Origin of the sequence: Geofilum sp. OHC36d9, assembly GCF_052400685.1 — a bacterium.
GTDB lineage: Bacteria > Bacteroidota > Bacteroidia > Bacteroidales > Marinilabiliaceae > CAZHHH01.
This window is the reverse complement of sequence record NZ_JBQTGJ010000031.1, coordinates 1-19791: the sequence shown is the minus strand read 5'-3', so window position 1 is coordinate 19791 and position 19791 is coordinate 1. Positions and strand designations below refer to the sequence as shown.

At 36.3% G+C, this 19791-nt stretch carries 20 protein-coding genes; 16 read left to right on the top strand and 4 right to left on the bottom strand.

Features of this window, described 5'->3' with window-relative positions; translation table 11 throughout:
- Positions 1-187: 187 nt before the first annotated feature.
- A complete protein-coding gene (locus tag ACT3CD_RS16915) occupies positions 188-1867 on the top strand; it encodes a hypothetical protein (RefSeq protein WP_444646846.1) in 1680 nt (559 codons plus the stop codon).
- Positions 1857-2222, top strand: coding sequence for a hypothetical protein (locus ACT3CD_RS16910; protein WP_444646845.1), 366 nt, complete (start codon positions 1857-1859; stop codon positions 2220-2222). Before ACT3CD_RS16915 ends, ACT3CD_RS16910 begins: the two co-directional genes overlap by 11 nt.
- On the opposite strand, the gene ACT3CD_RS16905 is transcribed toward ACT3CD_RS16910, so the two are convergent.
- Positions 2212-2556, bottom strand: a complete 345-nt coding sequence (locus ACT3CD_RS16905) for a helix-turn-helix domain-containing protein (RefSeq protein ID WP_444646844.1) — start codon at positions 2554-2556, stop codon at positions 2212-2214. The two genes, ACT3CD_RS16910 and ACT3CD_RS16905, sit on opposite strands and share 11 nt — an antisense overlap.
- A 346-nt stretch (positions 2557-2902) precedes the next feature.
- Between ACT3CD_RS16905 and ACT3CD_RS16900 the strand changes: the two genes are divergently transcribed.
- Positions 2903-4495 carry a M23 family metallopeptidase gene (locus ACT3CD_RS16900; protein WP_444646843.1) on the top strand — a complete coding sequence of 531 codons (1593 nt, stop codon included), beginning with the start codon at positions 2903-2905 and terminating at the stop codon, positions 4493-4495.
- Positions 4470-5003, top strand: a complete 534-nt coding sequence (locus tag ACT3CD_RS16895) for a hypothetical protein (RefSeq protein ID WP_444646842.1) — start codon at positions 4470-4472, stop codon at positions 5001-5003. Before ACT3CD_RS16900 ends, ACT3CD_RS16895 begins: the two co-directional genes overlap by 26 nt.
- Positions 5004-5039: 36 nt before the next feature.
- Here ACT3CD_RS16895 and ACT3CD_RS16890 read toward each other — a convergent pair whose 3' ends face one another.
- Complete coding sequence (locus tag ACT3CD_RS16890) at positions 5040-5312, bottom strand: helix-turn-helix domain-containing protein (protein ID WP_444646841.1); 273 nt, start codon at positions 5310-5312, stop codon at positions 5040-5042.
- Positions 5313-5751: 439 nt separating this feature from the next.
- Between ACT3CD_RS16890 and ACT3CD_RS16885 the strand changes: the two genes are divergently transcribed.
- Positions 5752-8079 (top strand): hypothetical protein, encoded by a 2328-nt coding sequence (locus ACT3CD_RS16885; RefSeq protein ID WP_444646840.1) that lies wholly within the window; start codon positions 5752-5754, stop codon positions 8077-8079.
- Between the two features lie 35 nt (positions 8080-8114).
- Positions 8115-9263 carry a hypothetical protein gene (locus ACT3CD_RS16880; protein ID WP_444646839.1) on the top strand — a complete coding sequence of 383 codons (1149 nt, stop codon included), beginning with the start codon at positions 8115-8117 and terminating at the stop codon, positions 9261-9263.
- Positions 9264-10078: 815 nt separating this feature from the next.
- Here ACT3CD_RS16880 and ACT3CD_RS16875 read toward each other — a convergent pair.
- On the bottom strand, positions 10079-10255 hold the full coding sequence (locus tag ACT3CD_RS16875; RefSeq protein WP_444646838.1) for a hypothetical protein: 177 nt from the start codon (positions 10253-10255) through the stop codon (positions 10079-10081).
- A 125-nt stretch (positions 10256-10380) separates the two neighbouring features.
- Here ACT3CD_RS16875 and ACT3CD_RS16870 point away from each other — a divergent pair, with 125 nt between their 5' ends.
- From ACT3CD_RS16870 to ACT3CD_RS16850, 5 genes are all read left to right on the top strand, one after another.
- Positions 10381-10842, top strand: coding sequence for a transposase (locus tag ACT3CD_RS16870; RefSeq protein ID WP_444646837.1), 462 nt, complete (start codon positions 10381-10383; stop codon positions 10840-10842).
- A 304-nt stretch (positions 10843-11146) separates the two neighbouring features.
- Positions 11147-11677: a hypothetical protein gene (locus ACT3CD_RS16865; protein ID WP_444646836.1), complete on the top strand. Its 531-nt coding sequence runs from the start codon at positions 11147-11149 to the stop codon at positions 11675-11677.
- Positions 11659-11988, top strand: a complete 330-nt coding sequence (locus ACT3CD_RS16860; RefSeq protein ID WP_444646835.1) for a hypothetical protein — start codon at positions 11659-11661, stop codon at positions 11986-11988. The genes ACT3CD_RS16865 and ACT3CD_RS16860 overlap by 19 nt, the downstream gene beginning before the upstream one ends.
- 492 nt (positions 11989-12480) lie before the next feature.
- Positions 12481-12801, top strand: a complete 321-nt coding sequence (locus ACT3CD_RS16855) for a transposase (protein WP_444646834.1) — start codon at positions 12481-12483, stop codon at positions 12799-12801.
- A gap of 368 nt (positions 12802-13169) precedes the next feature.
- Positions 13170-13445: a hypothetical protein gene (locus ACT3CD_RS16850; RefSeq protein WP_444646833.1), complete on the top strand. Its 276-nt coding sequence runs from the start codon at positions 13170-13172 to the stop codon at positions 13443-13445.
- An 84-nt stretch (positions 13446-13529) separates the two neighbouring features.
- On the opposite strand, the gene ACT3CD_RS16845 is transcribed toward ACT3CD_RS16850, so the two are convergent.
- Entirely contained in the window at positions 13530-13769 is a 240-nt protein-coding gene (locus ACT3CD_RS16845) for a helix-turn-helix domain-containing protein (protein WP_444646847.1), read from the bottom strand.
- A gap of 392 nt (positions 13770-14161) precedes the next feature.
- Between ACT3CD_RS16845 and ACT3CD_RS16840 the strand changes: the two genes are divergently transcribed.
- From ACT3CD_RS16840 to ACT3CD_RS16820, 5 genes are all read left to right on the top strand, one after another.
- Positions 14162-17236, top strand: coding sequence for a hypothetical protein (locus tag ACT3CD_RS16840; RefSeq protein WP_444646832.1), 3075 nt, complete (start codon positions 14162-14164; stop codon positions 17234-17236).
- Positions 17233-17739, top strand: coding sequence for a hypothetical protein (locus ACT3CD_RS16835; protein ID WP_444646831.1), 507 nt, complete (start codon positions 17233-17235; stop codon positions 17737-17739). Before ACT3CD_RS16840 ends, ACT3CD_RS16835 begins: the two co-directional genes overlap by 4 nt.
- 3 nt (positions 17740-17742) lie before the next feature.
- Complete coding sequence (locus ACT3CD_RS16830; protein WP_444646830.1) at positions 17743-18693, top strand: hypothetical protein; 951 nt, start codon at positions 17743-17745, stop codon at positions 18691-18693.
- A gap of 1 nt (position 18694) precedes the next feature.
- Complete coding sequence (locus ACT3CD_RS16825; RefSeq protein WP_444646829.1) at positions 18695-19147, top strand: hypothetical protein; 453 nt, start codon at positions 18695-18697, stop codon at positions 19145-19147.
- 216 nt (positions 19148-19363) lie between these two features.
- Positions 19364-19791 (top strand): transposase (locus ACT3CD_RS16820; protein ID WP_444646828.1); only part of this gene is annotated, 428 nt, incomplete at its 3' end.

Sequence of the window (19791 nt, the reverse complement as noted above, 5' to 3'; positions counted from 1 at the left end):
TTACCAGAGATTATAGAGGATAACAAGGTTAATTAGAAGGAGTAGTTGTAATGAAGTAAAACCACACGAGGGGACTCTTGCGGCATTGGTGTCGTACAATCGTTTAGAGAGAAACGTCGTGCTGGTACCGGTCAACAATTCGCCGTTTCCCTCGCAAGGAACCGACCGTTCTGTTATTGTAAAAAGATTGAACGAGATTTATGGCCCAGCCGTTGTCAACTGGAATGTTAGCATTGACACGGCCATTGAAGTGTTGAATATTAACGAAGCCGATTTTATAGTCGAAGGCACCGCGTTGCTCAGCAAATACACCAGTGATATGAATCGCGTTATCCGGACCTACAAACGTGATCGCGTCAACGACGACAACACGCTTTACTTATTTTTCATGACCTTAAGCAATCTGGGTAGCAGCCGTAAAGGTTTTATGCCTTTGGCAGGCAACTACGGATTTATTTTTAACTTTGAGGCACAGGATTTGGAATTGCTGGCGCACGAACTGGCCCATGGCGCATTTAACCTGCGCCATACTTTTAGCGATAAATCCGTGTACTATTTTCCAGTAAACCAAACGGCTAACCTAATGGACTATGCCGGTGGTGTTGAGCTGTGGAAGTATCAATGGGACTTGATTCATAACCCGGAGAATGTGCTGTTTAGTTTTGCGCAGGATGAGAGCGAGGGGGCTTATAAATATTGGATTGCTGATGACTACATACAAAACAAAAAAGTTGAAATAGCTTATTGGAAATGGCAAAATGATGGTGCGCCTGAATTAACAATGGAAGAGGTTGGGGAAAAGTATTTCTCTATTTCTATGAATGATTATCAAAAGAAATTATTTCATGGTATTGCAACTGATATTGCTAATTTAAAGAGTAGGGATAAAGAATCTGCTGAAATGTTTAAGGTGTTAGTTGAAGAGGGAAATATTGATGAAGAAATATTAACTACACTTATAAAAGAAAGACATGAGTTAGCTGAATATTATAGAACTGTCGTACCATTATTAGCTACTGGAGATATTCTTATGAAATATTGTGTAGTGTTAAGTGTTTTCTCTGGCCCTAGTTCTTTGCCTTCAATGGGTAAGGTTGGAACTTATGTGGCAGAACTAACAGGAGCAAAAGCCACAAATCTAGCTTCGAAAATATCTGTTACTTTTGCTGAATTACAACCTGGTCAATGGTTGATGCGAACAGGAAAACGTTTTATGCAAGGGGCAATAATAGATGTATCTATTCAGGCGGCTGTAAATATGGTTATTGCAGATGACTTCGAAACTGCAATTGGGGAAATTGACTTTGCAGATGTAGCAATAACGGGAGCAATAAATGTAGTAACGGGAGGAAGTGCCTCGCTAAGAAAATTATTTGGAACAGGAACAAGGATAGCAGTTATTAAAGGGACTACTGTAATTACTTTAGAACTTACAGCTGCCTCGATTGATTGGAAACCATTTAATGGTTCAGAACAATATGTATCTTTATTTAGTGGAGATAAAGATACCCAGAAATTTTTCTGTGACTTTGTGTTAGGGATATCAGGTAATGTTTTGCCTGATGAAATGTTAGATGTATTTAAAAAATGGTCAAAGGCTGATTTTGATGTTCGGTGGTATTCAACGTTAACTACTGCAGAGAGAAGTAAAGTGCGTAAGATTTATGATATTGTCCATTCATCAGCATTTAAAGGAGCTTTGGAAACAAATGGTGCATTCGTAAAAATATTTTTACAAAATGTTATTAATCAGAATGAAGTTGCGATAGAAACTATAGAGGTAAAAGAGTTCGAATATCTTCCAGAAGAATATATAATGCCAGTAGATAATACAAACGTTGTAATACCCGGAATAAATGGCTATTAGTGAAAAAGAACATAAAAGAAACACAAAGCAGTTCCTTGTTTACTCGTTAATATTTATTTGCATTATTGCAGTAGGTATTTACGTTAAGCAAAAAGGGGAAAGAGGCGATGAACAGCTTGATAAGCATGGCGCTTCAACCATAGGTTGGATTTATTATACACAAAATTCAACTCGAGGGTTGTGGGTTAAATATAATTTTAAAGTAGAAAATAAAACTGTCAAAGGAGTATTAAGGACGCATAAAAAGGGCATTAGCGTTGGTCAGAAATATGAAGTCGAATATATTCCTGCTAATCCCGAGATTAATAGAATCAACCTAAATAAAAAACTAAACGACAGTAAAATTAATGATTAAAAGCCTGCTTCTCTTTTACGTTTTGCAGTAAACCATCCAAGGTATAAAGAATACAATGTTTATCATTTTCTGGCAGTTCGCTGATTTGGTTTAAACGGCGTAGCATGTCGGGGTCTTTAAGAACATTTGTTTCGTTTGTTTCACCTAATAGGTAGCCAACTGTGGTATTAATCAGTTTGGCTATTTTTTTTGCCACTTCTACAGAAGGGGTCATTTCATCACGTTCGTATTTACCAACAACAGAATAAGAAGTATTTAAAAGCTTTGCCAGTTCTCTTTGTGAAAGTCTTGTTGCTTCCCTGCATTCTCTTAGTTTTTTACCAAACGTTGTCATTTTGAAATTTATTAAGGTATCAAAACCCCACCGCTGCCGCACGAGTCCCCTCGTGTGGTAAACTAAGCTAAGCCACTTTTAGCAAGTAAATTATATCAAACTAAATAGAATAAAACCACAGTAATGAGCCGTAATTATAAATTCCATAATCCAGAAGGCGTATACTTTGTAAGCTTTGCAGTTGTAGAGTGGCTCGGTGTATTTACCAGAAATGAGTATAAAGATATATTACCAGAGATTATAGAGGATAACAAGGTTAATTAGAAGGAGTAGTTGTAATGAAGTAAAACCACACGAGAGGACTCGTGCGGCATTGGTGTCGTACAATCGTTTAGAGAGAAACGTCGTGCTGGTACCGGTCAACAATTCGCCGTTTCCCTCGCAAGGAACCGACCGTTCTGTTATTGTAAAAAGATTGAACGAGATTTATGGCCCAGCCGTTGTCAACTGGAATGTTAGCATTGACACGGCCATTGAAGTGTTGAATATTAACGAAGCCGATTTTATAGTCGAAAGCACTGCGTTGCTCAGCAAATACACCAGTGATATGAATCGCGTTATCCGGACCTACAAACGTGATCGCGTCACCGACGACAACACGCTTTACTTATTTTTCATGACCTTAAGCAATCTGGGTAGCAGCCGTAAAGGTTTTATGCCTTTGGCAGGCAACTACGGATTTATTTTTAACTTTGAGGCACAGGATTTGGAATTGCTGGCGCACGAACTGGCCCATGGCGCATTTAACCTGCGCCATACTTTTAGCGATAAATCCGTGTACTATTTTCCAGTAAACCAAACGGCTAACCTAATGGACTATGCCGGTGGTGTTGAGCTGTGGAAATACCAATGGGACTTGATACATGATCCGGAAAGCATACTGTTTGCTTGGGGGCAAGATGAGGAGGAGGGGGCGATGATGGACTTTAACATGTCAGAAGAGATGATTCTTGATTTGTTAAAAAGTATTCGGAAAGCGAATGCTAATTCCAAAGATGAACTTGATTTGTCTTTTTTTCAGTTATCTAAAGGTTCGAAACTTGATGTTGAAATAGAATCTGTTACATTTGGGTATTTGGGGATTAGCACTAACTCTGGAGAGAAAGTGTTATCTAGTTCTGAGCTTTCATTTCACCCTTTGATGATAAATCCATCAGATTTTTCGAAAGTTAATTGTGAAGCCCCCAACGGGTTAGATGGTCAGTTTATGAAATTTACATTCAAATTGTATTCACCAACTTTACCACCACGAAACCCTGGGTATAATAAAACTGAATTTAATGCCATAGAGATTACGGTTAATAGTGAGTGGGAATACTATTTAGAGGCTTATTTGTTAAATCAAGTAATCCCAAAGCCAGGAGACCAATTTGTAAATATGGAAATAGTTCCTTCTGGTACCCATGGCAGACATGGAGGGTTATTTGGGTGTACAAGAACTAGCAAAACTAATTGTAGTAATTATGATAATAAGTATGAAAATCCAGGAATTCAAAGTGGTACCCAGTTTCATAGTGGCGTAGATGTCAGAGCGTCTGTAAATACTCCTTTGCGACCTGCTTTGGCTGGCATCGTATTTTCTGTAACAGAAACCTTTACTCCAGGGGTTTATGTTTCGGAATCTTTAGGTAATAAAATAATAATAAGGTCAACTCTTGATGATGGAAGGGATGTCTATATTATGTATTGTCATTTAAATGAAGTTAATGTGAATGTAGGCGATACAATTAAAGTTGGCCAGATTATTGGATTGACTGGAGACACTGGTAATGCAGGAGTAAGACCTGATGGTACTAGAGGCTGCTCTCTTGAGAGGCTTCATGTTCATATTGAGGCTTCAAGAGATGGAGTGTTTTTTGGAGGTACAGCGAGAATTGACCCATCAATGTTTATAACAACAAAATTTGATAGAAATGGTAACCAGATTAATGATAATTAGCGCCTTGTTCTTTAGTTTGCAAGGAATATCTCAAACAAAAAGAGACTCAATTGTATATGATACTATTTTTATTTCTGAGCTAAGTGTAAATGGTTTTTCCTTGGGAGATGATAGCAGGTCTGTTATAAAAGCTTTAGGCAAGCCAACATATTTTTATAAGGGTATCTCAGAAATAAGTGAAGAAGAATTTAGTATCTACAAATTCCATGGTGATAGTGTTTCATTATTATTTGACAGTGAAAATAAATTATACCGTATTGAATACTTTATGGCTAAGGGGAATGTTGTTGAAATTTGCAAGAAAAGGTTTTTAATTGGAGATGATGTTGGAAAATTAGAAGAATTTTTCCCAAATTCCTTTAACACTTATATGATGATGAAAGATAAAGGTGCGGTTGGTTTGTTTTTAAAAGGTAAATCAGATGATGGGTTTGTTATAGGGATTGACTTTAATATAGTTATTAAGAATAATCAAATATATAGTGTTAGTTCTGTAGAAGAGTTTTAGGGTTTATTTGTTTTTCTTTTCATTATTGGGTTTGCATTAGATGCTCTCCAATTTAGTCGCTTTAATCATCGAATCGATAGCAAACAGGATATGTTCCTGTTTATCTTCAGGGAACGAAAGAATGTCCTTGAAGCGGCGTAACATATCCGGGTTTTTGAACATGTCGGCATTTTCATTTTCTCCTAAAAGATAACCAACCGTTGTATCAAGCAGTGTAGCCAGTTTTTTTGCTGCATCAATGCTTGGCGTCATCTCATCACGTTCGTAGCGAGAGATAACACTTACCAAAGTCTTAAGCTGTTTGGCCAAATCGGTCTGTGAAAGTTTTTTCTTTCCTTAGCGTAGCCAGTTTTTTACCGAATGTATCCATGTTTATTAACCTTAAAAGACTTGTTTTTATCTTGTTTTACGCGTGAGTGTAAAAATACAACACCGCTGCCGCACGAGTCCCTTCGTGTGGTAAACTAAGCTAAGCCACTTTTAGCAAGTAAATTATATCAAACTAAATAGAATAAAACCACAGTAATGAGCCGTAATTATAAATTCCATAATCCAGAAGGCGTATACTTTGTAAGCTTTGCAGTTGTAGAGTGGCTCGATGTATTTACCAGAAATGAGTATAAAGATATATTACCAGAGATTATAGAGGATAACAAGGTTAATTAGAAGGAGTAGTTGTAATGAAGTAAAATCACACGAGAGGACTCGTGCGGCATTGGTGTCGTACAATCGTTTAGAGAGAAACGTCGTGCTGGTACCGGTCAACAATTCGCCGTTTCCCTCGCAAGGAACCGACCGTTCTGTTATTGTAAAAAGATTGAACGAGATTTATGGCCCAGCCGTTGTCAACTGGAATGTTAGCATTGACAAGGCCATTGAAGTGTTGAATATTAACGAAGCCGATTTTATTGTTGAAGGCACTGCGTTGCTCAGCAAATACACCAGTGATATGAATCGCGTTATCCGGACCTACAAACGTGATCGCGTCACCGACGACAACACGCTTTACTTATTTTTCATGACCTTAAGCAATCTGGGTAGCAGCCGTAAAGGTTTTATGCCTTTGGCAGGCAACTACGGATTTATTTTTAACTTTGAGGCACAGGATTTGGAATTGCTGGCGCACGAACTGGCCCATGGCGCATTTAACTTGCGCCATACTTTTAGCGATAAATCCGTGTACTATTTTCCAGTAAACCAAACGGCTAACCTGATGGACTATGCCGGTGGTACCGAGCTGTGGAAGTATCAATGGGACTTGATTCATAACCCGGAAAGTATACTGTTTGCTTGGGGGCAGGATGAGGAAGAGGGGGTTTTTAGGAGAAGCAGCAAATACTGGATTACGGTTAATGGGCAAAGGGCGATTCTGTTAAATCTGGATAAGATGAAGGAGATACAGGATACATGGGATACACTATCCAAGGACACAGAGATTTTATCAGGTAAAGGGTATGCCTCACCTCATAGAATCCGTATCGGTGTCATTGCAGGAGAAGGTGAGGACTCCTATACCATAAGTTCAGAGGAGGTAAGGGAAAATGGAAAGAGTAGTCCTATCTCTCAGGTGTTTTTTAGCATCGATAAAAAAAAGGAAATACAATTAAGCCCCCGAGACGAATATTTTGGGGAATTATATTACGCCAAATCGGTTGTCGGTTACGAAGGTGATATACTATTGAAAACTCACAGCATAGAGTTGGTTGAAGTGAAACCTAATATCGCATTTAAAAGCGGGGACGGCTATGATTATATATTGAAGATTGGTGGAGCTGATGGAGAGTTAACTAAATTGATAACTAGTTATGAGAGCATAGAACTACTTCCTGTTTTTTTAAAATCTTCTGAATACACGCAGGGAGTAAATGCTAATGATATTGAAGATCTATTCGAAAGGAACACTTATTGTAATTATCTAATCGACACGATTAAAGTAAACAATGAACTAACAGATGAAAGAGTTTTAATACCTATTGAAACTGATTGGACAAAGTATGATATCGAATCGGAAGGTTTAACATTTGAGGTTATTTCAAATAAATCAGGTAACAAAGCTACGATACAATCTAATACTTCTCCATTCGTTACTGTGATAAGGGATAATAAGAACGAAGATATGGGATACTATATTGAGGATTATTACACAACGGCGACAGTAGAGTTTGGTTCTAAGGTCATCGGGTTTGATGATATGAAAACAATTACTTTAGAAGACCAAAATCAATTTGATTATATGGTTCCGATTGTCCATTCTCGTAATGCCTCCGAAATCCGTTTGACTTTGGTTTCAAAGGATATTGGGAAACGGGGAGAGCACGACAAAGATGGGTACTATTATTATATAGACGGGAAGAAAGTCAAGATTGGGAACACCTTCACGATTACCCCTAAGTATGGTACAACAGTGGACATAATAGACGAAAACGGGATTAAGAAAGGAGCAATTGAGTTTAAAAAACATACCAGTGAGGTGTTGCGTCCTGTTCTTAATATAATATATTTAGGAGATGATTTGCCAGATGGAATGACCCAAAACAAAATCCTCAATAACCTAAACAGTTATTATGAGGTAATGGGCATTGAATGGATTCCGGGTAAAGTTGAAAAGGTGGCTGTGGAAAACTATTATAAACATGATAGATTTTACGAAGATAGGATATTTGGTGCAATGTCCAGTTCAATGAAGGCTAATGAATACTATATGATTGTGGTTGCCCCTGGGGATAATAAATTAGGAGATTTTGCCAAGGGTGTGCCGGCTTTTACTTACGAAATCGGCTCGAATGTGTTCTTCCATCGCTATGATTACTCGGAAAAAAGAGAAACGCTGCAAACCGTGCCGCATGAATTAGCCCATTGTAATGGACTTGATGAGTTTGCTTACGACTTTGGATTAACGACAATAGAAAAAACTAAACGGGAAACGCTTAATAGTTTTCCAGGGCAGTGGAATAACTCGAACGCTATGGGATATTTTGTTATAGGCAACAATCCCCCCAAAATGGATTTCTTTTCTACGCAGATTTCGACTATTAGGCAAACCGTTAAGGCGAGGATTAATAGCACCAATCAATGATTAGTATTGACTGTAAACTAATATAATGTATGAATATGAAAAGAGTCGTATTACTAACTTTGATTAGCATTTTCAATTTGACCTCGTTGTTTGCACAGCAAAGTCAAAAACGTTTTACTGTTATAAATAATCAGAAGGCTTCCTATATGGGTGTTGCTACTACCATTGAGCAAGCTATTGCTATGCTTGACAGCCTCAAGTCTCTTTGCAGAAACGATTATTCAATGGAGTTTTATGGTTCTAGCCGTAACCTTTCCAGTAAAGATACAATTCTTGAAATTCTTCGTATTGAAGAGAATGGAAATCGCTATAAACAGGGAGATTATTATATGCATTTGAGTAATTGCCTCCCTTTCGATACATATCGAGAGCTAATAGATTCCGTTATGTTGGGCTTCGATCAAGGGAGTTATAGAAACGGGCTGGTTCCATGGGAGTTAGCAAGTACTGCTGTCAATATACTTTATGCTCCGCTCATTAAAAACCAAGTGCCAAATGATAAGCTCGATGAATATTTCGAACTGTATCGGGATATTTCAATTCACCTTATTAAATTTGGAAGCAATAGTTATTTTTGTCATGAACCAGAATTTATCGCAAAGAGTATAAACGATGAGGTTTACAACACTGTGATTGATAGACTAAAGAATCATCCAAAATATCCTGAACGATACAAACAAGAATTTTTCGAAAAAGAAGCAGAAAAGTTTAATCCTCTACTATACGACAGCATCGGCATACCACAAAGAATAAAGAATTTGAAAGAGAGTGATTTACAGGTTCTGCGTGAGTGGGAGTGGTCGGAGGAGGACGAGACGTATTTGAGACGGAGAACTCACTTTCCACCAAAAATAAAGAATTTGAGTAAGGAGGATATGCAGCTCCTCCGAGAGTGGTCAGAGGAGTATGAAGCGTATTGGAGACGGTGGAACACCTTTTTGACAATAGACGCATTTGCTAAGGAAAAGGGAATGACACTTGAAGAGTACTTTTATGAAAGACAGATTGGTTATTATCAGGATCAATTTGGAATGGTTGGATACTATGAAATTCCATGCGTGTTTAGTTATGTTATGAAGACAAACGATCAACGCTTATTTGATCCATGCAGAGAGTTTTTGGAGAAACATCCCGACTACAAATCTTATCCGGATGGATGCCGGAAGTTCTTTGGACTGGAGTAATGATCCCCTCAGTTCATCATAGCGTGTTTTAATGTTCGTTTGGCTTGGTTTCGTTCGGCGTACGCCTCTGGCTACGTCGCAGTTGCCAAGGAATCTTGCCTGTTTAGCAATTTTGGCAAAGGATTGTTTGCATTGCGTTAAACAAGGCATCATGCCTGACTATTACAATTATCATATATTCGTATGCAAATAGTAAGAACGTATGTCAACCGGCTATAAAATCATCGAACCAACCGACTTGTATTATATTGCAAGTAATTGATTGGATTGATATTTTCACGTGTCGAGCTTTAGTTCTAGTAGCTTTCACCCACAAGCACAATCAGATAAAATAGAATGGCAATAGATAAAAAAAAGATAATATCTACTTTACAGAGCCTTGATAGGCTTCTTATTATCGCCAGATACAATCATATCTTTTTATATGATAGAATATTTTGGAAAAACCACATGATTGCTTATAGACTAATTTGGAATGTTAAAGTAATGAATCGGAATTCTGATTTGAGAATGTTGCCATTATTTATATGGGTGAAGTTAATTCCTGTGATAATAGCATTTTGGTATGCAATTTTCTTTATTTTATTAATTGGATTAAACTTAGAAGACACAGACAGAAATATGCTGTTTCTGATAAATTTTCCTCATACCTTGTTGATGTTCTGGCTTTATCATAAGCTATCAAATAAGATGATAAGAAAATATTATGAGAAGATAATGTGGAATATTAATGCCCTGAAAAGAATCACTTAGCTTACTTTTTGTAGGAGTTTGGAGTTATTCCTATGGTTAAGTGTTTATGTTGAGAATAGTATTTAACTAAATGCCTGTTTGGTTTTAAAGTTCTGAACTACATTGTCAATCAAGAAGAATAAGTTTTTCCGGGTCTCCGGGTCAAGTTGTTCTATATCTTCAATTCGTTTTAGCACTTCCTTATCATAAGTGGATAGTTTTCCTTCGCCAATTAGGTAATCCACTGAAACATTAAACACCTTGGCAAACTTTAAAAGTATTCCCCCCGCTACCGCACGATTGCATTGTGTGGTATAATAACTAATGTCAACTGACAATTCAATAAAAATAATTATTTTAGTTCAGCCAAGTTAATGTATCAGGGATGAGCCGAAATTATAAATTTAATAATCCTTTAGGCGTTTATTTTGTGAGCTTTGCAGTAGTTGATTGGCTAGACGTGTTTACAAGAAATGAATACAAAAATATTTTAATAGAGAGTTTGGAGTATTGCCAACAAGACAAGGGAATGGAAGTATTTGCTTATTGCATCATGACTAGTCATGTTCATTTGGTTTTCAGGTGTGTAAAGGGCTTTGAACCACAATTAGTCTTAGGTGATTTTAAACGATTTACAAGTAAAGCTATTGTTAAAGCAGTTATTGACAATCCCAAAGAGAGTCGAAAAGAGTGGCTGCTAGAACAGTTTTTAAAAGCAGGTTCAGAATCATCTAATGTAAAGAACTATCAATTTTGGAGGCACGACAACAAACCTGTTGAACTATGGAGCAGCCATGTAATTAATGAAAAAATAAACTACATTAATGCATTTAATTATTTTTTATAGGTGGCATTGAACTCGTAAAACTCGTTTCACAATAATCCTGTGGAGGAAGGATTGGTATTGCACCCCTATGAGTATCTATATAGCAGTGCAAAAGATTATATAGGAGAAAAGGGTGTGTTAGATAATGTTTTTGTAATTAAGTAGTACCACACGATGCAATTGCGCGGCAGCATGGGGTGAAATTCTTAAACCTGTCACTAAAGGGCTTAAAGCTGGAACAAAAGCAACTGTAAAAGGCTCACGAAAAATTTACAAACTTGTTAAAGGCTCAAAGGTTGTTGTTGGCGAATTTGCTGATGATGTGTTGAAGCCTACAAAATGGATTGATGGTTCTGTAGATGAGATAGTTGAAACTCTTGAAAATGTAGATTTTCTTACTAAAGAAGGAAACATAGTTGAAGGTTATGTTCAGGTTGTTAAAAAAGGTGATGAAATAGGCTTTAGGTTAGCACAATTTACGGAAGAACAAATTGCTAAATATGTTCAATTAGCAACAAAGCCTGGGAAAGAAGCAAAAGTAATGCTTGGAAAATATAAGGTGCCAAATACAAAATCTTATATTGAAAGAGCAGGTAAAACACATACTTATTTTGATCTTGGAGATAAATGGAATGATATAAAAAAACTTGTAAATGGGAGTGATGATGAAATGTGGCGAATTAACAAGCAATTTATAGACAATCAAAAAGCCTTAAATAAAGAGTTTTATTTCTCACATGAACCATGGAAAGCAGGAACAAAAGAATTTTTATCAAGAGAAGCGGAATATTTGATTGATTTAGGAGCTAAAGATTTTCAAAAAATAGGAGATGATTTATGGAAAGTGATTTGGTAAATGAAACCCCAACTCTCCCTATTGAGAGCGTTAATATTGTTGAAAACTATTTCAATGAAAATTTAGCAAAACAAAAACTAATTGACAAAGGAACTCATGCTGGTTACTGGTGGTTAACTTACATTGATAACGAAATAAAAATCCATTTTGATGGTGATATTGGCGGTGTGTTTAATGTTATCATTTATATTGAAGAACAAGAATACCCTTTATGGCAATATGATAGAAGAGTTTTAGATGCATCGAAAACAAATTCAAAAAATTTAACTTTTGTTTTGGGAGTGGTAAGTGAGTTTTTAAAAGATATGTAAGGATTATTTTAAATAGGTTTCTCTGTTTTTTGCATGCTGAATTAGTCCCCCAACTCCCGCAAGTTTGTAACTGGTGGCATATTACAAAGCAGCAATATTTTTAAGTTTACTTCTTTTAATAAAAGCATCAATAATATTTTTAATGGTGTTTTTGTCTTTGTCGTCGAGTTCTTCGAGGGCTTTAAATTGTTGTAGGAGTTCTGTGTCTTTTAGAGTAGCCTGAGCTTTTTCTTCAGTATTACCATAAACTAGATAATCGGCGGTTGTACCGAGTGCATTTGCAATATTTTTTAATGCTTCTGCAGGAGGCTGCGAGCCCCCCGCTGCCGCACGAATCCTTTCGTGTGGTTTTAATTAATTGCTTAGTTAAATTAGCTTTAAGTAGAATTGCCCCCGCTACCGCACGATTGCATCGTGTGGTATAATAACTAATGTCAACTGACAATTCAATAAAAATAATTATTTTAGTTCAGCCAAGTTAATGTATCAGGGATGAGCCGAAATTATAAATTTAATAATCCTTTAGGCGTTTATTTTGTGAGCTTTGCAGTAGTTGATTGGCTAGACGTGTTTACAAGAAATGAATACAAAAATATTTTAATAGAGAGTTTGGAGTATTGCCAACAAGACAAGGGAATGGAAGTATTTGCTTATTGCATCATGACTAGTCATGTTCATTTGGTTTTCAGGTGTGTAAAGGGCTTTGAACCACAATTAGTCTTAGGTGATTTTAAACGATTTACAAGTAAAGCTATTGTTAAAGCACTTATTGACAATCCCAAAGAGAGTCGAAAAGAGTGGCTGCTAGAATAGTTTTTAAAAGCAGGTTCAGAATCATCTAATGTAAAGAACTATCAATTTTGGAGGCACGACAACAAACCTGTTGAACTATGGAGCAGCCATGTAATTAATGAAAAAATAAACTACATTAATGCATTTAATTATTTTTTATAGGTGGCATTGAACTCGTAAAACTCGTTTCACAATAATCCTGTGGAGGAAGGATTGGTATTGCACCCCTATGAGTATCTATATAGCAGTGCAAAAGATTATATAGGAGAAAAGGGTGTGTTAGATAATGTTTTTGTAATTAAGTAGTATCACACGATACAATCGTACGGCAGCATGGGGGAGTCTTTCAAGAAAGGTATAAGTTCAATTATTTGACAATCAATTTAAAAATGGGAAAAAAAGATAAACAAGATGCTTGGTATGTCAATCTCATAATGGGTTTTGTTGTTTTAGTAGGAGCTTATTTTTTAAATCGTAGTTATGATGCAGTCATACTTCCAAGTGATAGAGATTTGCCATCTGGTAAAGGGGCGAAAGCATTTATATTAATTCTTAAAGAATTAAATCTACTTGGAGGAAAACCTTTGGTGTTTGGATCTATGATTTTTCTTGCCCTGCTATGTTTTTGGTGGGCATATCAGAAGTACCAAAAGGATAGAAAGTGAAATTAGTAAGTCGATTGTATTTTAAATGAGGGGTTTAGACTTCCATGTTGTCTCGAGCTTGCAATTCATGCTATTGTATATTTTTCATTTTCCAAAAGCCAATTTAGTTCTCACGTTTTGTAATAATCCGGCAAGAGCGTATAATATGTGCTTCTTATCTTCATCCGGAAGGCTCTGAATCTCCACTCCCCGTTTAATAATGGAATTATCCAGTTCGACGTTTGTTTTCTTGGTAAGATAGTCAAGATAGACGCCCAAAGCATCCGCAATTTTGGTTGCAATGTCGATGGAAGGTTTTATCTCATCACGCTCATATCTCCCGATGGTAACACCGCTGCCGCACGAGTCCCCTCGTGTGGTAAACTAAGTTAAGCCACTTTTAGCAAGTAAATTACATCAAACTAAATAGGATAAAATCACAGTAATTAGCCGTAATTATAAATTCCATAATCCAGAAGGCGTATACTTTGTAAGCTTTGCAGTTGTAGAGTGGCTCGATGTATTTACCAGAAATGAGTATAAAGATATATTACCAGAGATTATAGAGGATAACAAGGTTAATTAGAAGGAGTAGTTGTAATGAAGTAAAACCACACGAGGGGACTCGCGCGGCATTGGTGTCGTACAATCGTTTAGAGAGAAACGTCGTGCTGGTACCGGTCAACAATTCGCCGTTTCCCTCGCAAGGAACCGACCGTTCTGTTATTGTAAAAAGATTGAACGAGATTTATGGCCCAGCCGTTGTCAACTGGAATGTTAGCATTGACAAGGCCATTGAAGTGTTGAATATTAACGAAGCCGATTTTATAGTCGAAAGCACCGCCTTGCTCAGCAAATACACCAGTGATATGAATCGCGTTATCCGGATCTACAAACGTGATCGCGTCACCGACGACAACACGCTTTACTTATTTTTCATGACCTTAAGCAATCTGGGTAGCAGCCGTAAAGGTTTTATGCCTTTGGCAGGCAACTACGGATTTATTTTTAACTTTGAGGCACAGGATTTGGAATTGCTGGCGCACGAACTGGCCCATGGCGCATTTAACTTGCGCCATACTTTTAGCGATAAATCCGTGTACTATTTTCCAGTAAACCAAACGGCTAACCTAATGGACTATGCCGGTGGTGTTGAGCTGTGGAAATACCAATGGGATTTGATACATGATCCGGAAAGTATACTCTTTGCGTGGGGGCAGGATGAGAGTGAGGGGGCAGCATTTGGACAACCAGATACAAAATTTCTCTGCATAAATGATGAAAAAGCGTTAGCTGAACTATCAGAATTTCAAACTCTCTATTTGCCTGATGGAAAAAAAGCTGATTTAAATGGAAAATATGTTGCTTCAGGTTTCTACCTGTCCGACGACATTACCGAATCTGCCCAAGGAGCTATCTATTCATTGAGGATTAATGGATACGATAATGTGCAAATTTTCAACCAAGATTATGAGACAGCGGGTTTCGGATATAAAATTACTGATGAGACTGCAGTTCGTTCAATTTCAGCGGATGTTTTAAAAGCCGCTGATGATGCCATTGCATATAAAGTATTTATCAATAAGAAAAATGATAATACTGGTCAAATTTTAGTTAAGAAAGATGACGAACTGGTTAAAACTATTGATTTTACCGGTGATTGCAAATGCACCTATCCTCCAAGAGCTGACGAAATCTACTTTAAGACCAATTCCATCTCAAAAGCTTACATAGATTATTACCAAGAAAGATCCCTGAAAATTGATCAGGCAATTTATCAAGACGAAGAGTTGGTTAGTCAATTAGTTCAAGAGGTCAATGACCAACAAATAAATGGTTTTAGTGAAGATGTTTTTGGTAAAGTGTTTACTGACAAGCTTAAAACATACGAAAAGATCAACAATCGTAAGTTTTATGTTGTCTTATTTCAAACCAACATTCTTTGTTTGCACCAAAGTTCATGGAACCGGTTGGCCGATGAAGTGTTTCTCAGAGCTAATTTACCCGAAGATGCAATTCTTATTACTCTCCCTTATGTACAATGTAGTGGAATTGGAGGTGATTTAGGTGAGTACTACTTTATGCCGGGGCTATCTCATGGAAGTAACATTAAGATAGACTTTTCAGGATTAAAAAAAGATTACAAAAATACGCAACGAACTGCAAGTTTTATTGCTGACAACAGTTATTCTCCGACTTGGACTTTCGTAAAAGATGTTTTTAAAAACACTGTTAAGCAGTATGTCAGACATTACTTTTACATAAATGCAAGAGGGGAGATTCTTGGTAGAAGTGAAACAGAAGCGTTGTATAGTGGTTTTCCGGGTACCGTTGACTTTAGATTGGTGGTTGATGGGCGAATTGAGAAATATTTCGATTTGCTTGAGAAAACGGAAGCAACAATGGAACGTCAACTTCTTGCAGGTGCCAGTGAACATGTGATTGCAGCTCACAATAAGGCGAGACAAGATGCTGAGCATGATTTTAATAATTTCTTCACCGACAATCCATCACCTGAAGATTTCATTGTAGATCATGGAATGAATGAATTTATTGGGACAACTGATGAGAATAACTGTGTCCAATTTACTCAATGGTATCGAGATCGTATTTATGCTGTTGATAAAAAACAAACATCACCGTCAGGTGACTGTTTTTATGCAGGCAGAAACGAAGTTGACTACAAAGAAAAGCTTGCCAGCATTGATGCTCTTGGTCTCATCTTTGCACCGTTCAACTTTGATTGGGTTGCTGATGGAATTGGCTTAGTTTATTCCGGATTTCATTTCGATTTTACTAATAGCTCTATATATGGAACGGGAATGGTTATTCCATTAGTTTCAACTGGTGCTATTAAAAGTTCGTCAAAGGCATTGATTAGAGGATTGCGATCTGGTGAAAGCAGGATAACCAGAGAAGGTTCAGAATACGTAATAAAATGGGTGAGGAACGATTTTGGAGATATAGACAAGCTCCTAAGAAGGTTAGATTCACCCGATTTGGTTGATGCATTTAAAAAATATTTTAATAGTTTTACAGAAGCAACTAAGAAAACGTTCTTGGAGAAACCGGAGTTGGTGGGAAGTTGGAAACTTCTGGATGAAGTGGGTGTTGAAGGTCTTGCAGGTAAGATTGATAACATTGAAATAGTTGATGATTTTGTTAGAAAGTACCCAGACAAAATTGATGATTTGAAAAAAACGCTTTCGGAAGCTTTTGATGCTGATGGGATTTTAAAATCCATAAGGCGATTTGATGAGATACCAACAATTAATAGTACAGATGATTTGATCGAAGTTCTTGAAAACGTAACCGATGTAAATACGGTTGCTCAATTAGAGCAAAAGGGAGTCAAATCATTTTTCAGAGGTACTACAAGAAGTAAAGTAGATGGATCATTATTCCCAGGCAACCCAAATACTCAATTAGGAGGGATTTCTACTTCTACAGACCCAGTTCGAGGAACAATATTTGCCATTGAGAGTGCAACTGCAAACCCTAATTTTAAGGGTGTTTTGCAAATGGGATTGCCAACTGATTTAGGGGATATTAAACTGATCGCTCCAAACGGTAGAGCAAATATTGAATTAGAAGCAATTATGAATGTGTCAGCAGATAATTTTTCTTCTCTTGCCAAAGTTGAGATTCCAATTGAAGAAGCAAGAAGATTGGTAAAAGAGATTTTTGACATTGATTTACAATCTTCTATTAGTAGACAACTTAGTGACGATTTGCTAAACTCTCTGCCTGTATCAGATTTAAACAAATCCTTAGAATTTTATCAAAAAGCAATTCAATTTAGTACAAAATGAAATTAGAAAATTATTTAATTAAAGCCTTAAGAGAAGAAGGCTTCTACAATAATTATAATGATCTATTTATTCCAGATCGTGTTGAGAAAGAACAAGTAGGGAAATTTGAGAAGAACCTTCAAAGACTTGGATTAGGGCATTTGTTCAATGAAGAATCTGTACTTGTTTTTGGTAAAAGTAACAAAGACATTAAGATTGGAGAATCATTTAATGTGCTCTTCAGCCATAATTCTATAGAGAATTACATAAAGGTAAAATCTATCCTGAAATATGTGAATTTGAGTCCTGGTCGAAAGATAGATTACCTTCCAAGAGGATATACAGGTATATGCTTACTTGAATTTATAGGTGGTGTGCCAGAACTTATAGATAAGTTAAAGTTTTATAAAGAAAAAAGAGATAAACATAAACACGATACCCTTTATCTTACTCAAGAGCCAGTAATAAATAGAATTTTAGAATTGCGAAACGAATTTGAAAAAAATAATAAGAATCAATCCTAACAGGTGAAGCAACTAAAATACATATTATTTTTTTTACTCTTACTAATACTCCAACTTAGTTTTGCAAACAGTTTTGCCAGTGTTTTTTCTTATAGAGAATTAGGTGTTAACAGAATTGAATTAACGGAAAAGCAAATTTCTGATTTTTCAGACCCCTCTTTCAAAGAAAATTATATATTTGAGGCTTCTTTTCTTGATATTGTAACTTGTTCAAGTATTTCTTTTTGTGATGGTTATGCGAAGTTGGTGGAGAGTTGGAAGTCCTTCAAAAATGCAGGTCTTGACGATTTAGCCAGAAATAATGATAACCTTGATGCTCTAAACAAAGCTCTTAAGCAAAGTGACTATGATGCAGCATATTTCGAAAACCTTCTAAAAACAAAATCAGACCCTCAGAAATTTATTGACGACTATGTCAAAAAACTTGGTGATGATGGAAGGTTTTTAGATAACATCTTAGAATCAGACTATGAGAAATATTTATCAAGAAAACTGAGAGAAGGAAAAACACCAAGGGATAGAGCCGACTGGAATCATGTTAGAGATTACTGGCTAAATGATTCTCCGTTGGCTAGAGGAAATGCATTTAACGAAACAGCACGAATTGAGCGTTGGTATCCGTATAATGAAGTGACTTTATCAAATGGAAAACGAGTAGATTCATTTCGACCACCTAAAGATGGTAATCACGGAGAAATCATTTCTAGAAAAGCTACCGATTTAGATGATGTACAGCTATCAACTTTTGAATCATATTTGAATGAAATGAGCCAAAAATATGCACCAGGAACTTCGATTAATGCCCCTAAGTATGGAGATGATTTAAAAGGCAAAGTTCTTGAAGGGAACTTGATTTTAGAAATTCCTGATAATAATAGAGCTTTATCTAATATTCAAGACTATATTGATATAGCTAAGACTAAAAATATTGAATTGCGATTTAGACCAGAATAAGATGAATGAAATTCTCAAAAAAGCTTTAATAAATGTGAAACTAAAAGAGAGGTTTGACAACCTCTTTGAGAAGCATTCACACAAAAAATTATTCAAAAAGGCAGATCCTATTATGGTATCTCAACTTATAACTGATTTAGGTTATTTAAACATTTATAAGAAAAATGGAAAATATTTCGAGGTAGATGATAGGACTGGAAATGTTAGCCTTAACTTAAGTGTAGATATTGGTATTGTAGAGTTTATTTTAAATGCAAAAATAAATGGAGAAGGGTGTGGAGGTCCGTTTGATTATATGTGTACCTTCATAAGTTCTGATGAAAAACTTAAAGCTCCACGTTTTTCAGACTATAAAGAGTTGAAAGAAATTTTAGAAGAAGGGTTTAAATTATATGAGGACATAAAAAACGAACTTTATAAAAGCCAATCTAATGGATTGGTTAATACAATTTAGAATCTTTAAATGCAACTAATAAAATACCCCCCTGCCGCACGAGTCTCCTCGTGTGGTAAACTAAGCTAAGCCGCTTTTAGCAAGTAAATTACATCAAACTAAACAGAATAAAACCCCCCGCTACCGCACGATTGCATCGTGTGGTGTAATAACTAATGTCAACTGACAATTCAATAAAAATAATTATTTTAGTTCAGCCAAGTTAATGTATCAGGGATGAGCCGAAATTATAAATTTAATAATCCTTTAGGCGTTTATTTTGTGAGCTTTGCAGTAGTTGATTGGCTAGACGTGTTTACAAGAAATGAATACAAAAATATTTTAATAGAGAGTTTGGAGTATTGCCAAAAAGACAAGGGAATGGAAGTATTTGCTTATTGCATCATGACTAGTCATGTTCATTTGGTTTTCAGGTGTGTAAAGTGCTTTGAACCACAATTAGTCTTAGTTGATTTTAAACGATTTACAAGTAAAGCTATTGTTAAAGCACTTATTGACAATCCCAAAGAGAGTCGAAAAGAGTGGCTGCTAGAACAGTTTTTAAAAGCAGGTTCAGAATCATCTAATGTAAAGAAATATCAATTTTGGAGGCACGACAACAAACCTGTTGAACTATGGAGCAGCCATGTAATTAATGAAAAAAT